The organism is Vibrio nigripulchritudo (assembly GCF_027924785.1).
In the GTDB taxonomy this organism is placed as follows: Bacteria; Pseudomonadota; Gammaproteobacteria; order Enterobacterales; family Vibrionaceae; genus Vibrio; species Vibrio nigripulchritudo.
Genome location: NZ_AP027049.1, coordinates 2,091,968 through 2,108,776, shown reverse-complemented (window position 1 = coordinate 2,108,776; position 16,809 = coordinate 2,091,968). Strand labels below are relative to the sequence as shown.

Annotated in this window: 12 protein-coding genes; 3 read left to right on the top strand and 9 right to left on the bottom strand. The window is 44.3% G+C overall.

Annotation, left to right across the window (positions count from 1 at the left end):
* Positions 1-31: 31 nt before the first annotated feature.
* The 7 genes from QMG91_RS09705 to QMG91_RS09675 all read right to left on the bottom strand — a co-directional run bounded on the left by QMG91_RS09705 (position 32) and on the right by QMG91_RS09675 (position 6,978).
* Positions 32-610, bottom strand: a complete 579-nt coding sequence (locus QMG91_RS09705) for a dihydrofolate reductase family protein (protein ID WP_281826099.1) — start codon at positions 608-610, stop codon at positions 32-34.
* Positions 611-624: 14 nt separating this feature from the next.
* Complete coding sequence (locus QMG91_RS09700) at positions 625-1,056, bottom strand: hypothetical protein (protein WP_281826097.1); 432 nt, start codon at positions 1,054-1,056, stop codon at positions 625-627.
* Positions 1,057-1,477: 421 nt separating this feature from the next.
* Positions 1,478-2,038 (bottom strand): aldolase/citrate lyase/malate synthase family protein, encoded by a 561-nt coding sequence (locus QMG91_RS09695; protein WP_004408773.1) that lies wholly within the window; start codon positions 2,036-2,038, stop codon positions 1,478-1,480.
* Between the two features lie 220 nt (positions 2,039-2,258).
* Entirely contained in the window at positions 2,259-3,632 is a 1,374-nt protein-coding gene (locus QMG91_RS09690) for an L-cystine transporter (RefSeq protein WP_281826095.1), read from the bottom strand.
* A 213-nt stretch (positions 3,633-3,845) separates the two neighbouring features.
* Positions 3,846-4,526, bottom strand: a complete 681-nt coding sequence (locus QMG91_RS09685; RefSeq protein ID WP_281826093.1) for an NAD(P)H-binding protein — start codon at positions 4,524-4,526, stop codon at positions 3,846-3,848.
* Between the two features lie 17 nt (positions 4,527-4,543).
* A complete protein-coding gene (locus tag QMG91_RS09680) occupies positions 4,544-5,167 on the bottom strand; it encodes a LysE family translocator (RefSeq protein WP_022592492.1) in 624 nt (207 codons plus the stop codon).
* 68 nt (positions 5,168-5,235) lie between these two features.
* Entirely contained in the window at positions 5,236-6,978 is a 1,743-nt protein-coding gene (locus QMG91_RS09675; protein ID WP_004408769.1) for a methyl-accepting chemotaxis protein, read from the bottom strand.
* A gap of 416 nt (positions 6,979-7,394) precedes the next feature.
* Here QMG91_RS09675 and QMG91_RS09670 point away from each other — a divergent pair, with 416 nt between their 5' ends.
* The 3 genes from QMG91_RS09670 to QMG91_RS09660 all read left to right on the top strand — a co-directional run bounded on the left by QMG91_RS09670 (position 7,395) and on the right by QMG91_RS09660 (position 14,914).
* Complete coding sequence (locus tag QMG91_RS09670; RefSeq protein ID WP_281826090.1) at positions 7,395-11,924, top strand: PAS domain S-box protein; 4,530 nt, start codon at positions 7,395-7,397, stop codon at positions 11,922-11,924.
* A gap of 48 nt (positions 11,925-11,972) precedes the next feature.
* The gene (locus tag QMG91_RS09665) at positions 11,973-12,710 is read left to right on the top strand and encodes a response regulator (protein ID WP_022592494.1); all 738 of its coding nucleotides are present in this window, start codon (positions 11,973-11,975) and stop codon (positions 12,708-12,710) included.
* A 200-nt stretch (positions 12,711-12,910) separates the two neighbouring features.
* Positions 12,911-14,914 carry an EAL domain-containing protein gene (locus tag QMG91_RS09660; RefSeq protein ID WP_281826087.1) on the top strand — a complete coding sequence of 668 codons (2,004 nt, stop codon included), beginning with the start codon at positions 12,911-12,913 and terminating at the stop codon, positions 14,912-14,914.
* Between the two features lie 61 nt (positions 14,915-14,975).
* On the opposite strand, the gene QMG91_RS09655 is transcribed toward QMG91_RS09660, so the two are convergent.
* Complete coding sequence (locus QMG91_RS09655) at positions 14,976-15,620, bottom strand: sugar transferase (protein ID WP_004408109.1); 645 nt, start codon at positions 15,618-15,620, stop codon at positions 14,976-14,978.
* An 11-nt stretch (positions 15,621-15,631) separates the two neighbouring features.
* Positions 15,632-16,807, bottom strand: coding sequence for a glycosyltransferase family 2 protein (locus QMG91_RS09650; RefSeq protein ID WP_004408111.1), 1,176 nt, complete (start codon positions 16,805-16,807; stop codon positions 15,632-15,634).
* Positions 16,808-16,809 lie beyond the last annotated feature (2 nt).

The following is a 16,809-nucleotide window of genomic DNA, read 5'->3' as shown; positions in this document are numbered from 1 at the left end:
ATCACTCGACAATTCCCTCTGAGAATCCATTCTAGACAGGCTTGTAGAAGTGCATCGTCACGCCATTTTCACACCTTTCAAACTTTGTAAGCGTTAACTGGCGTGTTCCGGTTGATGCTTCGAATAGGCGTTTCCCATTCCCAACCACGACAGGAAACATCCACAGACGAAGCTCGTCAATCAGATCGTGCTTTAGAAGTGTCTGTATCAGGTTGGTACTCCCATGCACTTGGAGAAGAGGACCGCTCTGGTCTTTCAAGGTTTGAATTTCGGAGACGACATCGCCAGTAACAGCGATGGAGTTCTCCCAAGTTAGTGTTTGTGGGTTAGAGGTAATGACATATTTTCTCGCAGCATTCATCCGGTCTGATAGAGTGGATTTTGGCGCGTTCGGCCAATGCCCTGCAAAAATGTCATAGGTATTTCGACCAAAAACCATATCGTAAGGTTCAGACATCGCGTAACGTTCAACTTGAGTCATTACACCTTCCCAGTATGGCGCAGCCCAGCCTCCATGTGTAAATCCACCAGATGGATCTTCTTCGGGCATACTAGGAGACTGCATAACTCCATCCAGTGTCACAAATGCCAGAACGGCAAGCTTTCTCATAAGCAGCTCCTTATCTAATTCACGTAGGTATTCTGATACTTGTTACCTGAACGGAATTTTTGATGGATCCAACCTAAAGCCAGCCCGAAAAAACCAAATTGCAATAACCCGACGGTAAGCTCAATTTGAATCCAGTTTTTAATTGACGGCACTGTATATTTAGCGGGTTCTGTGATGGCGATATAGCTGACAAGAAATGCTCCAAAAAGCAGGGAAATGAATATCCCATCCTTTATTTGGGTGGTGGCACCTTTCCAGACCCTTAGACCGATACTGATGATGGCTCCCTGAATAATCATAACGGTAAATCCCATCGCCATGATTGGCTCGGGACGAAGAAAGCCCACTGAATCAAAATGTTCTTTATTGAGAACAAAGTGCGATAGCCCTTGCGCCGCAAAGGTAACGATCATAAACGCGAGGATTGATAAAAGGTGAGCAATCATGACGTAACTCCTTCTACCGAAGTGTTTGTAGTGAATGGCTCTCTGGTGAAAGATGCAACTGATGAGATTTCTATCGATTTTTCAGTTTTATGCCTTTTATTTAATCGCTTGGTTTCGGTCCATTTCTTTTCATGATTCATACTCACGCCTTTCTCCTTGATACGCTGTTTAACTTGAGTTCAAGCCAGCTTTCGCTGCTGACTACTATCTAGACGAGAGAAATCAAAAATCGGGGACAGTTTGAGTAAAAATTTTGTTTTTTTTGAAGCCCGAATGTTGGAAGCAGAAATAGGTGAAGTGTTAAAACTGGTTTGGAAGATTTGGGTTTGAGGCAAAAAAAAACCCCGGTCAGTGGGGTCAGTCAGATTGACATAGACTAAGGTTAAGGCTTTCTTTATTAAAATTGTTATCGAATTAAATATCAGTTCTTGCAGATACGAGTGAGGCTGTAGTCATCACCACTGCGAGACGTATATTCTTTGTCTACACTGTGTGCGATTGGGTCGCCTTTGGCACCTGTTTCCAGAAGGCTGATCCAGTAGCGGTGGCTGGATTGAGTTTCCATGCACAAAGACGTACGAGACTCTAACTGGATATCCTTAATGTTCGCCAGATTGTCGATACCGCCCATATGAGTACCCAAAGAAATCTCAAGATGACAGCCTTGCGCATCTTTTAACAAAATGGTTTCTGGTTCGCGCTTGTGACCAGACAAGGCGACAAACTGAGATGGGTTCTCCAAACCAACAAGCTTGCCATCGGCGAAGCATGCGACCAAATTGCAGTAGTAAACCATATAGTTCACGACGTCTTTGTGAGATCCACTTTCAAGCGGAAATGAAGCGTCCAGTATCTCTTTTGCCCGTTGTTGCTTTTCTGTCACTCGTTGCGCATTTGTTTTTTCAGCAGCGAGGACAGAAGTCGCATCAAACTGGGATTCGGTTTGTATATTCTGATTGTTCGAAGCAGTTGATATTGTCATAGTGATGTCCTCATCAATTATCTTTTGCCAGCTCAAGTAAAGGGTTGTGACGTTTCCTTTGCTCTTGCTTCAACTTTAGATTAGCGCCTTTGCTGTAAAAATTTCACAATAAAAATTTCACAGTGTAAATTTTACAAAAACAACTGCATGTTTTTACACAAACAAAAAAGGCGACCATAAGGTCGCCTTGTTAAAACATTAGATAACGGTTTTGAAGGAGTTAAGCGTTCGCTTCCTGGCTCTGAGGAGATTCTTCTTTCTTACCCAGTAAGCGGCTGGTAATGGTTCCTGCTGTCATAGCACCGGATACATTCAGAGCGGTTCGCGCCATATCAATCAGAGGCTCAATTGAAATTAATAGTGCAGCGATAGTTACAGGCAGCCCCATAGCCGGAAGTACGATCAGAGCAGCAAATGTAGCACCACCACCGACACCAGCAATACCGAAAGAGCTAATCGTCACGATAGCAATTAAAGACAAAATGAAATTGATGTCGAGCGGGTCAATTCCAACGGTAGGTGCAACCATAACCGCAAGCATAGCTGGGTAAATACCCGCACAGCCGTTTTGACCAATTGTCGCGCCAAACGATGCAGATAAGTTCGCAATGGCTGGTGGCACATTCAGTTTGGTGATTTGTGCATCGACGTTGAGTGGAATGGTCGCAGCACTGCTTCGAGATGTGAAGGCGAAAGTAAGTACCGGCCAAATTTTCTTGAAGTATTCAGTCGGATTAACGCCAACAAAAGAAACCAGCAAACCGTGGACGACAAACATCAGAAGAATGGCGACATAAGAAGCCACAATAAAGCCAAGCAGGTTGAGGATGTCGCCGGCACTGGAAGTTGCGACAACTTTTGTCATTAACGCAGCGATGCCGTAAGGAGTCAGCGCCATGATCATTTTAACTAAGCGCATAACCACTGACTGAGCAGCGTCTACAAAGGTACGAATAGGGGATTCTAGATCTTTGTTTTCCTGCATTACTTTACGTGCAGCAATACCTGTCAGGATTCCAAAAATAACAACCGCGATGATTGAAGTAGAACGCGCACCAGTCAGGTCTTTGAACGGATTGGTCGGGATAAAGCTCACTAGCATTTGAGGAATACTCAAATCGCTAACGCGATCGATACGATTTTCAAGAACCGCGATACGAGCTGTTTCTCGAGCGCCTTCCGTTAGCCCTTCAGCCGTTAATCCAAATGCTTGAGTGACGGCAATACCAATTACTGCGGAAATCATGGTGGTAACCAGCAAGACTGAAATGGTCAGCGCACTGATTTTCCCAAGAGAACCTGAGTTTTCCAGTTTCACCACAGCAGCAATCATAGAAACCAGTACCAGAGGCATGATGATCATTTTCAGCAAGCCAACGTAGCCTCTGCCAACAATGTTGATCCAGTCGAGGCTATCTTTAATTGAAGCGTGACCTTCACCAAGAACAAGTTGCAGTGCTAAACCAAACAAGCTACCAGAAACAAGACCTAAAAGGACCAAACGAGAAAGTGTGCTTGACTGGCGTTGTTGTTTAAACAGAAAGAGAAGAATAAGCCCAAAAATGGCGAGATTTACAAATGTAACCAATGACATTGATAATTAACCTTTATTAACAATGAATATATATAATTCTAATAATTTGATCTTAAGTAGAATTAATGACTGTTCGCTAAATTAGATTAAGTCAGAGGTTTAGCAAAGTGTGATTTGAAATTACATATGCAAAATAATTCTATGCATGTAAATATCACAAGCTAAAAGTTATAGAGTTTTAGATGGTGGTTACTTGAGTATAGAAGTGAAGGTCTACTTGTAACTGGAAAGCATTCGCCACATCGCACGGCTGTCTAATATTGTTGGGTACTCTTGTTTTGAATGAGTATCAAACAGCGCGTAAAGCATAGATTGAGCGACGTCTTTCGCGTCAATAGGCTTGAAGTTGTGGAGCTTTCCAATAAGAAGGGGGCTTAGAACTTTAAGTAAGCTTTCTGTCACCAATTCATTGGTGCGAGGTGTTACACGCTCTCCCTTTAGTGGTCCTGGTCGCACAAAGACTACTTGCTCGAAACCCATTTTAGAAACCGCAGTCTCCATCTTTCCTTTGCACTTGAGGTAATGAGAAAAAGACTCAGGACCTGCGCCATAGCTGGATACTACGGCTAGTTTCTTTACACCGACGAGCTTCATTTCCTGAGCGACATTGCAGACAAGATCGACATCTATTTGCGCGAGCTTTTCTTTTGAACCAGCTTGTTTGAGAGTGGTACCAAGACAGATAAAGCCCAGCTCTGGGGAAGGGGTCTCGTCATCCCAATTAGTAATAGCAAGATCAACGTGAATGTGTTCTTTGAGTTTGGAATGAGAGAGGTTGATAGGGCGTCTGCCCAGTGAGTGGACTTGAGAAATGGCATCTTCCTTAAGAAGAAGCATCATCAGTTCGTGACCGACTAATCCACTGCCACCAGCTACAATCGCGATTTTACTCATACAACCTCTCGAGATGCTTAGCGCGAGGTTGTGGACAAAATCACTCCAGAACCTACAAACACGCCACCAGTAAGCTTATTAAACAATTTAGCGCGCCCGTTTTGCAACAGCCAATGTGAAGATTTCGCACCTAAATAGGCATAGATCAAAAGCCAGGAGAGTTCCATAACTGCAAAAGTAGAGGCTAAAACGAAATACTGACCTAACAAAGACGCTTGCGGATCAATAAATTGAGGAAATAATGCGGTAAAAAATACGATCGCTTTGGGGTTACTGGAACCTACGATAAATCCACTGGTGAACAAACTGCGATTTGACTGCCTGTTTGCTTCTCCTTTGGCAACTTCGTAGTTTTCCTGCTTAGACATAAACGCCTGAACACCCAGATAAATCAAGTAGGCAGCACCAGTCCATTTAATGATGTTGAATACCCATTCCGACGTCGCAATCACCATGCCCAAACCCGTGAAGGATAAAGTCAGGATACACATAATGGCGCTTAAACTGCCCAGCGCAGTAAAGATTGAAGATCGAAACCCCTGAGTCACAGATTTACTCAGACATAACAGTACGCTAGGGCCCGGAGATGCCGTTAATATGAAAATTGCGGCGACATAAATCATCCATGTATTCCAATCCATTTTCGCTTCCTTGTGAAAATAAAAAGGCAGCCATACCAGCTGCCTTAAGTCGATACAGAAATGATAAATTACTGAACTTTAAAGCGTCCTACAACCTCATTCAGATCTTTAGAAGTCGAATCCAACGCCTGATTAATAGAATTCGCATCAGAAGCGTTGTCATTGAGCTGGTGTACGATCTGCTGGATAGCCACCATATTTCTATTCACTTCTTCTGTAACCTGACTTTGTTGATCAGCAGAAGTTGCCATAAGCGCATTAAGTTCATTTATCTCAATGACAGAGTTGGTAACCTGATTTAACGAATCCATCACCTGATTGGTGTTCTCCGCCGTCTGCTCACAGCTAGAGCGTGTTGATTCCATGGCAGTGACGACGTTTTCAGTACCACTACGCAGCTTAGAAAGCATCTCATTGATTTGTGATGTACTGTCCTGAGTTCGGGCAGCTAGGGCGCGAACTTCATCAGCAACAACAGCGAATCCTCGACCTTGCTCACCTGCACGTGCAGCTTCAATAGCAGCGTTTAGCGCCAGTAGGTTGGTTTGCTCTGCAATTTCACCAATCACTTCAAGCACAGTGCTGATTTGTTTGGTGTCGGTGCTCATGGTGCCAATCGAGTTCGACATCGCGCTCACTTCATCCACCAGGGCAGACACACTGTTCACTGCCTGAGAAACAATCTTCTTCGACTCTTCCGCGTTTGCAGATGTGTGTTCAGTCAGCTTAGCGGCATCCGAAGCGTTTTGTGCAATGGACTCAGCCGTTGCACTCATCTCATTGATGGCGGTGATTGCTTGCTCAGTTTCGATGTTGTGATTGTTTAGCGTGCGCAAATTGGAGTCGGTTTGTGTGTTTAGCTGGTCGACAGCGGAATCAATGCTCTTGCTCGACTGTGAAACTTCCACAAACATGCTTTGAAGTTTTTCGATAAACAGGTTGATTGAGTGAGAAATCTGACCGATTTCATCTTTCGATACCACTTCAAGTCTTTGAGTCAAATCGCCGCTTCCCTTAGATAGATCCGCAACCACCTGTTTTAGGTTTAGAAGAGGTTTAAAAGCGAAGTGCAGCAGGACAATACTCAAACAGATGATAACGAAAGCACAAACCACAAGTGCCATAGTGATCAGCCAGTTAAGCGATGCGGTGTTGCGCTCGATAAGATCCAGGTCGATATAGCCGTTTAGCTGCCAGTTCTTAGAACCCAGCGCGACATGCTTTCGGAAAGGCAACAAGTTGTCGCCAGTCTTGTTGGAGTAAATGACCGTACCATTCTCGGAAATTAACTCGATATAGCTGCCACTCACCGCGTAGTCAGCCACCACTTCCGACATATCACTCAGGTCAACAATAAAGAAATCAACCGAGTCGTCAGGGCGGCGCATAGATATAGTGAGCAAAGGCTTGCCATTCACTACTTTAACTTCGCTGATTGACGGTACCTCCGTCTGGGATTCAGCGGCATCCAGATAACGCTGGGTTAATGTTTCATCGTCAACGGAGCCTGATTCATCAAATGCGTAACCGTGCAGAATCTTTATGATCTTATGGAAACCCGCGTTTTCTTTCGTCTCCGCGATGTCCATCATGCTGAAATTCAGGTTCTTCGCCAAATCGACTTTGCTTTGCAGGTCGTGATTAAGACGGTTTTTGACAAGCTCAATGTTGTTACTGATGTTTTTGGTGTCTGAATCGTTAATGTACTGACTGATGAAATAATTAACGCTGACGTAAGAAGTAAGAATGGTAATTGAAACGATGACCGTTATAAGACCAACGATCTTGTGTTTAAAAGATAGATTTTTCATGCACTTTACATCCCTAAAAGTGTGAAGAACGGAAACATCGCAAAGTGATGTGCTTTCCAGAACGTCGCACATGTTAAGCAGTGGGAGGGCGATGTGCAAACGATACGCAACAAAGTTACAATTTTGAGCCTTATATTAATAAAAATGAGCTTTATTAGTCGTATGTTAGCTACTGAAGTCACTAAATTTTGCCGATGAGGTGGCATTTTGTTCTGGCTAAAAAAGCGCCTATCTCAAATGGCATTCTAAAAGTGTGAGCTATACTGAAAAGTGTCAGTGTGAGCGTGTGGTGTAACACAAATTGATTGAGCTAATCAAAGTGCTTTAGATAATAATAAGTTAAGAATGAATCGGTCAGCTCTAACAACGTGTTCATAAGCCACCACCTATTAAACCAACTGGGGTTTAGGCTGGGTATGAAAATTAGAGTTAAAAATATAACGTTACTAACCGTTGTTACATCTTTCTTGTTTGGTGTTCTCTATTACATTACGTGGAATGCAACACACGAGCTTGAAAACAAAGTTCAGGACGAAATGCAGAATTCTGCAAAAGAGATCATCGAAAAAATCGATCGGAATCTCTTTGAGCGCTTTCACGATGCCCGTGCATTTGCCATGAATGCACGATTACCAGAAAACTTTTCTAACGCTAATGATGCAGTAAAAGACCGCTACCTAGATTACCTCGACAAACTGATCACCGAATACAAAGTCTATTCTCACATATTATTGTTCTCAGCAGATGGCGAGTTGGTTGCCCAAAACAGAATCGATGTCCTTGGTGAAGGGGTGAAACCCGTTGTGACATCGCCAGAGCGAGTGTTGCTAAAGCAATGGTTTAACGATGTATTGAATGAAGCGTATCTCCGTCCTCTTGCTCCGAATCCAGCCTATCCAGAATTAGGAACCGCAGTCTACGGACCTGTCCAGTCGCTGTTTGGTCAGGAGAATGTGCGACAGGAACAATTCGACATGATGTTTGCGACCGCAATCAAAGATGATGCAGGCAAGGTTACAGGCGTTTGGGTGAATGTACTTGATTTTCGTTTCTTGGAAGACATCGTCCATGAATACTACATGTCGCTACTTATGGATGGTTATGAGGAAGTCAGAATACTTCTGACTGACCCGAAAGACGTGGTACTTATCGATATGCTCCATCTGGAATCCCAGATTACCGGGTTCTTTCGTGAAAATTCTGAACTCCGCGGTTCTCAGTTCAAAATTGGGGATACCTCGATTAACGCCGTAACAAGAGAAAAGTTCTCTGGCATCTCCATTCTGAACGACCAAAATGGAGTTGAGCAATTGCAAGTCTACGCTGACAGTTTAGGAGCGTACGACTTTCCCGGCTTGAACTGGAAAGTCATTATTCAGATGCCTACGGAATTGGCATTTGTTGAAGCCGAGCAGCTGAAAATAAAACTCTGGCTTATTTCCATCATGATCATTGCGGCGCTAATTGTGACTGGGCTTTATATGTTCTACCGAGTCAGCTCTCCGTTAAAACAGCTCGCGGTGATATTTGCTCAACTCTCTCGAAATGAGTTTTCTACGCCGTTACCCAAATACCGTGAAAGCGACGAAGTGGGTGACATTATCAAAGCCGTCGATATTTTCAAAAGCCGGCTTCAGGACAGAGAAAAGCTGCTGGAAAAAACACTCGATCAGCAGCAGGAACTCGACCTGCAAAGGCGCGCCATTATGGCGGCTAAGTCTGGAATGATGGTTTGTGACGCGCTGGATAAAGAATTACCCATTGTTTACGTCAATCATGCCTTCACTACGATGACCGGTTACGAAAAAGAGGAAGTGATCGGGAAAAACCCAAGGTTCCTGCACGGTCCCGATCATCAGCAACCTGGCTTGATTGAATTAAGAACAGCGCTAGGCGAAGGGCAGTCTTGTAACGTTTATCTTCAGAACCGGCGCAAGGACAGCTCGATTTTCCATTGTCATTTGCATGTGGACCCGGTGTATTCAGACGAAGGGGCACTGACGCATTTTATTGGTGTGCAAACGGACGTCACTGAGCTTCACAAAGCAAAAGAAGAGGCTCAGGAAGCCAACCGACAACTTGAAGATTTGATTACTCAAACCACCATGGAGCTTGAAGACACAGAGAGCCGAATGAAAGCGGTGTTTAAGTCGGCTGTGGATTGTCTCATCATCTTTAAGCTGGACGAGACGATTCTCGATATCAACGACTCAACCCGTGAGCTATTTGGCTGGACTCGAGAGGAGTTGCTAGGTAAACCCTTTGACGTGCTGTTGGCTGACGACTTTGGTCAGAAAGACATCAACTTCTTAACGCATTCGATTGGCTTAGAATCAACCGACAAAGGCGGAGAGACAGACGAAGTCATCGGGCAAACTAAGGATAAACAACTTTTACCTTTAGAGATGTCTATTACTCAGGTTGCGGCCAATGGTGAGGCCTATTACTTAGGAACGCTCAGGGACATCAGCGATCGCAAACACGCTGAGTCTGAGCTCAAACTCAGCAAGCGCAACCTACAGGATCTGGTGCATCGATTAAATCTGGCAACAGAAGCTGGTGAGATCGGTATCTGGACATGGGATTTCAAAACCGGAAGGTTGCAATGGGATGACCGCATGTATCTCATGTACGACCTGAAAAAGACCAAAGAGGGCGCAACCTATGAAATCTGGCGTGCCCGAGTTCATGAAGAGGATCTGGAATTTGCTGAAATTGCGTTAATCGAAGCCAAAAACTCACTTTCTCGCTATTACTCAGAATTCCGAATTCAGCTTCCCAATGGCGAAGTTCGCTGGATTAAAGCCGCTGCTGATGTGGTCTTTGATGAAGGGACGCGTAACGCCATAGGAATGGGTGGTGTCAATATCGATATTACCAAAGAGAAAACAGCGCAGGAGCTGTTGCGACGGGAAAGCGAGCTGGCTAACGCCGCTAACGAAGCGAAATCCATGTTCCTTGCAAACATGAGCCATGAAATCCGAACGCCTATGAATGGTGTGGTTGGGATGATCAACTTGCTCAGTGATACGGATTTGACGCCAGAGCAAAGCACGATGGCGACAACCATCCGTGACTCATCAATGACGCTGCTTAACATCATCAATGACATTCTGGATTTCTCCAAAATTGAAGCGGGTCAGATGCAGGTGGAAAACATTCCTGTGGAATTCCAGGTCGTGATGGAACGTACTGCAGATGTGCTTTTCCTTCAGGCACAGAAAAAACACATTTCCCTTCTCCTTAAACACGACTCAAGGATTCCTAAGTTCATCATGAGTGATGGCGTAAGGCTCGGTCAGATCTTACTGAACGTAGTGGGTAATGCGGTGAAATTCACCAGTGGTGACGAGCAATATCAGGGGCAGGTCTGGATCATGACTGAACTGCTCGAAAATGCCGATGGTGACATGATTGAAATCCGGGTGAAAGACAACGGCATCGGCATGTCTGATGCGCAAATGAACAAGCTTTTCTCGGCGTTTTCGCAGGCAGATACGTCCACAACACGGGTATATGGCGGAACTGGATTAGGGCTGTCTATAACGAAATCTCTTATCGAAATGATGGGAGGAAGCATTCGTGTGGAAAGTCAGGTAGGCGAGGGCAGTTGCTTCATTATGACAATACCTTGTGTTTACGAATTGGATGACAGCGTTCAGCAAGACAATATTGACTTCTCCGCAGTGAAGATTTTGTCGGTCGTCCGCTCCCCTGAACTGGGCGAGGTTGTGAAACATAATCTAGAGAGTGTCGGATGTGATGTGGTATCGGTATCTTCGTTTGACCGAGCCGAGAAAGTGCTCACCCACGACTCTCAAGACTTCACGATATTAGTCGCAGGTCCCGAACATAGTGCGAAAGACATAGAAGACACTTACGAAAAAAGCGTCGGTCTGCTGCTTAAAGAAGAGACTAAAACGCTGCTATTGTCAGACGACACATCTTCAAGCAAAGGGTTTGTTACCTCAAGAACCATGGTATCGGGTGCTCACCCGCTGAAACCTAGCGAGCTGGAACTGGGTATCGCCATCTTATTGGGTAAACGCAGCCCAATTGCAGAGAAAAGGCAAACGCTGCAAACCACTCAAAATCTCCCTTCTAAAGAGAAAGCAAGAAATGACGGGCGCCTGATTCTGGTTGCTGAAGATCAGCCAACAAACCGTGATGTACTGGAAAGGCAACTTAACCGTCTTGGTTATGTCTGCGTAATGGCAGAGGACGGACTCGCCGCCTACAACATGTGGATGCGAGAGAAGTTTGGCTTGGTTCTGACAGACTGCCATATGCCAGTCATGGATGGATTCGAACTGACAAAAGCCATTAGAAAGCACGAAGAAGAAATGGAGATACCGAAGCCAATTCCGGTCATAGCGATAACCGCCAATGCGCTGGTGGGGGCGAGTGAAGAGTGCATTCAGGCAGGAATGGACGATTACCTTTCCAAACCCGTAGAGCTTACTGCATTGGGTGACATGCTGGAAAAATGGCTAGGAGTGCCTGAAGAGGAGTTGCAACAAGTCGCCAATCTGCCAAATGTTGCTCCGCAAGTTGAAGAACAACTAAACGAAGTGACTGAGATCGAAGACCAGCCTGATGCATTGGAAAACGTAATTAATTTCGAGCGGCTAGAGGCGATTTTAGGGACCGCTGAAATCGAGTTTCTTGCGCCTTTACTTCAGGGGTACTGGGATTCACTCCAGAACGATATGTCTGCCCTGGAAAGCGCACTGACCGAAAAGAATGGTCAGGAAGTGCAGAGCATTGCCCATGCAGCGAAAGGTGCAGCGAATTCAGCAGGGGCAGAAATGCTGGCGGAATCGTTTCTCACTTTGCAAAACGAAGCGCTTAAGCAGGACTGGAGCTATTTGGAAAATGTGTACCAGCAAAGCGTTGTTAAAGTCACCGACATACAAAAATACTTAGAACAAGAAAAGATAATTTAAACGTCTGAAAGCCAGGTAACAGCCCCTTAGGGCTAGGAAGGATTAAACATGAAAGCCTCAGAAATGTTCGCAAAAATGACGGTCATGATCGTGGAAGACCATGACTTTTCACGTAAAGCAACATTATCTATGTTGCTCCGTTTAGGAGTAGAAAACATTCTGACTGCACCTAATGGTCAGATAGCGGCTGACAAGCTTGAATGCCATAAAGTGGATATTGTTATCACAGATATTAATATGCCTGAAATGAACGGCATTGAACTGCTTAAAGCCATTCGAACGGGTATGACCAACAACGATAAAGCGACAAAAGTCATTGCCGTGACTTCTTATTCCAACACAGAAGTTTTACGTGCATGCATGAATCTGGATATTAATTCCTTTCTGGTTAAGCCAATCACGATTGATATGGCAAAAGAAAAGATCATTGCTGCATTTGGAGAATCAGCTCAATTGTTTCATGAACATGAATACAATCAGGTGAACTCAGACTTCGACTGCATGACAGAAGAGGTGATGGAACCGCCTAAGATTAAGGAAGTAAAACCGGAACCAGCAGAACCGATATTGCGTGAAAACGAGAGATTTGTTTCAAAATTAAGTGATCTGGAAGCGGGAATGTGTCTAAAACAAGACATTTGTGCGGCAAATGGATCGCGCCTAATCGCAGCGGGCGTGATACTCAATGAGAGGCTTATAAACCGTATCCACGAGTTGAGCACCATCATTAACATCGACAAACTTAAGGTAGAACTGCCTCCAGAAGGTGTCACAAAAGTTTCATAAAGCTAATTTCATTCGAGAGTTATTAATACTTAGTTAGAGTATGTTTAATTTTTCTTAATTCATTCTCTAAATTAAGAACGGCATTCGCATTAGTTTCCTATACTCACCGCAAGAGACATTCGGTAACCACGAATAATTTGTGGTTAATGTTCTTGCAGATATTGCGTACCTGAAACGCAATAAATCAGGCGTAGAGTGAAATGAAAGCAATTTTTCAAATCATTTTAAGCTCCTTTAGGGCGGCAATGGTTTCATTGATCCCATATTTGTTTTTCCGTTCTGCTTGGATAATTTTCATTGTAGTTAACAATAACTACTCGTTAGTCCCTTATGAAGACATAGCAACAATAGATATTTTGCTTGGTAAAATATTCCCAGTATTACTTACGTGTACGTTAGCTTACCACCTTTCATTCCACTTCTTTGACGAACGATTACTGGTTACATCGCTTGCTATAACGATGTTTCTCGTCTTCTCAGGCTACATAACCAAAACAGATGGTGGGTTAGTAATATCGGATGCATTCGTGTTGGATGACGCCATTTTAATCCCAGTTCTTGTCTGCCTAGGGTACTTTCTGGTTAATCGATACATGAAATACAAGTTAATCCGGACCCGAGTCGTAAACCCGATTCTGGAAGGTGCGATTAACGGTATGATGCCTCACTTGCTGGTGTTTCTGGTTATTGGTGCGGTTTATTTCCTTCTCGAACAAACCAGTATCCATTCTGTGATTGAAATGATTGCAGGCTGGCCGGTGTGGATACAGGCTTATTTTCATACGCTTATTATCCACGTTATCTGGCTCACTGGCGTTCACGGTGCAGCCGCGTACTACACTTTTTTCGACAGCTCATTTGTTTCAGAAATCTATGTTTCTAACATGTCATTCAGCATGTTCTTTGACGTATTCGTTATCTATGGAGGGGCGGGAAGTACCTGGGCACTCATCATTGCCATCATGTTGTTCTCAAACATGAAGTTTGCACGAACCCTGGCAAAAATCTCTATTCCCTTCGCGATCATTAACGTTAACGAACTGCTCGTATTCGGGCTACCGATAATATTTAACCCAATTCTGGCGATTCCATTTGTACTGGTCCCATTGGTAAATCATCTGTTTGCTCAGGTGTACTTGTCGTTAGTGGATGTAATCGTTATCAGAGACAGTATTGAATGGGTGACGCCGTCACTTTTGGATTCTTATCTCGTCACAGGAGGTAACGTCAAAGCCATTCTATTGCAGGTTTTGATCATTAGTCTGGATGTGATGCTCTACATGCCATTCGTACGCAAGTATTCAAACACCAGCAACGACAGCTTGCTCAACACTTTAATTCGTAAACTCAGGTTCAGTTACGCCGTTCCAGTTCAGAAAGAAGTGAGCTTTCTGGGAATGCACAATGAACTGGTCGAACAGCAGGACAAGCTTAATAAAAGTTTGAAAGACATACTGGCTGGCGAACTCAGAATTTATTATCAACCCCAATTCGAATCCAAAACTTTGCAAATGATAGGTGTTGAATCTCTGCTTCGCTTAGAAAGCGAACAGAGTCTGAATTCTCCGGATTTTATAAGGCATTTTGAAAATGCCAAAATCGGCGAATACATTGATAAATGGGTGGTGGATACCGTTGAGAGCGACGTAAAAACGCAACCCGTTTTCAGAAACTTTGCTCTTAAGGTAAGCCTGAATCTTAATGTCGACTCACTAGGCGACAAGCAATTCATTAAAGATCTCATCAATAAAATGTCGGGTTATCCTGTCTGTTTTGAGATCACCGAGACCATCTATTCTCAAAATGTTGAGTTAGTCAGTGAAAGCGTGAGGATGCTGCGTGAAGCTGGATTTTTAGTGGCGATAGACGATTTCGGAACAGGGTACTCAAGCTTATCGATGCTCAGCGCGTTGGATGCTGACGTCATCAAGCTCGACAGGCTGTTTCTGAAACAGGCAAATACAGTGAAAGGCAAAGAGCTTTATCGTTCAATGATATCGACGTTAAAAAGACTTGGATTTGTTGTGGTGTCTGAAGGAATAGAAACGGAAGAAGAACTGGAGTTTGTGCAAAGTTGCAATGCGGATGTACTGCAGGGTTACTACTTCTCAAGAGCAATTAATGTTGATGAGCTAGAGCAGTATTTTAACGATGAAGAAGCGCTAGGTCATGCACCTCAGCAGCATTTCACTATTACCAGTTAATCTTCTACTGACTCCCTCAATTGATTGCCCAAGGTCTGATACCAGACCTTGGGCAATGTGATTATCTTCCGCGAGCATAAAGCACAACCAGTACGGTTTTCTTGATGATTTCCCAATCCATCTGAATCCAGCTTGAGAAGGATGTCAGTGCCAGAGCGTAGCTGTGGTCGTAGCCGACTTTTGAACGTACATCTTCAATACAGGTGTCATACCCTTGATTAACCTGAGCAAGACCCGTTATTCCAGGAAGCACACCATACGTACGGTCTGAGAAGAATGGAATTTGCGGCTCCAGTTTATTGTAGAAATAAGGGCGTTCCGGGCGAGGACCAATCATGGACATATCCCCCTTAAGAACGTTCCAGAATTGTGGAATCTCATCAAGACGAGTCTTACGTAAAAACAATCCTACTCGGGTAATACGTGGGTCGTTATCCTGTGCCCAGGTCGCACCAGTTTTGGCTTCAGCATCAACATACATGGTTCTGAACTTAATCATATTGAAAACGTTGCTGCCTTCTGGAGTTACTCGCCCGACGCGCTCTTGTGCATAAAAAACAGGTCCGCGAGAGTTAAGCTTTATTGCCAGTGCAATGATTGGGAAGAGAGGCAGTGTCAGGGCAATTCCTACCATTGCGCATCCAAGGTCAAAGACACGTTTAGCCAATGCAGTAGTGGGTGAAACTGAAAATGTCATAATATCCATAGTTCTCTCTCCTAAACTCGTTCCCAGTTGCCTTTTTCAAAGCCAAGGATGTATCGAAGACCACCAATCAAGCTCGCTGCGTGCCCGCTTACTACGTAGGCTAAGGTCTTAAAATGTTTGTAGCTAAATACACTAGGCAAGATAAGTGCCAGCAATGCGAGGGAATATCCTGCAATTTGCAACGCTGTCGCTACCATAAATAACGGGTGTTCACTCAACAGAATGGAGCCTCCCAATGCCGTCATCATCAGATAAGGCATAGTCACTCGCAGCCCCTTTCCAGAGAAGAAGGCAAACGCAACTCCCTTATATTTCGGATTAAATAGTTTGAACAGACGAAGAATCTGCTGAAGGTTTCCAGCGGAAATTCTTAAACGACGTTTGAAATCTTGCTTCGAACTGGCTTGTTCCATTTCAAGCGCAAGCATTTGGGGCTCATAGACGCCTTTGTACCCTCGCAAAATGATTCTCATAGGGATAATGAAGTCATCATTGATGGTGTCGAATTCGATCTCTTCAAACAACTTTCTTTTGAACAGGTAGAACGCGCCATGAGCGCCCAGTACGGAACCCAGCATCGCTTCGCTCTGTTTGATTGAACCCTGATAATTCCAGTATTGCTGTTCAACGTGTGAAGCCGACAAGATTTGATATTTAGGGTTGACCACGCCAACATTTGGGTCTTCAAAATGTCTGGCTGCAATAAGCAGAGCATCACAGGAAATCAGACTGGAGACATCACTCAGTGCGACTACATCCGTGTCTGCCTGACTGACCAGCTTGTTCACCATGGCGACTTTTCCCTGATTGACATCAAAGTCGAAAATCTCGATATGGATTTCTTCGCAGATAGCTTCCTGGATTGTGTTGTAAGCAATGTTCGCGGTGTCATCTGTGCAGCCGTCGCAGGCTACCCAGACTTTAAGAAGGTGCGAAGGGTAATCCAGACTGCATACGTTGCGTATCTTTTCGGCAATCCACTCTTCCTCGTTGTAAGCAGGAATGATCAAAGTCACGGTAGGAAGACGGTTGTCCATGTCATCTGAACGATAGCAACGCGTATCTTTCATTGTGGGTTGCGGCGCTGCACGTTTGGCGATCATGGCAAGTAATGCCGGATAGCCTACGTGGTGATACAGAACCAGAAAAATGCAAAGAGCTGTCACGCTAATTAGTAACCATTCCATTG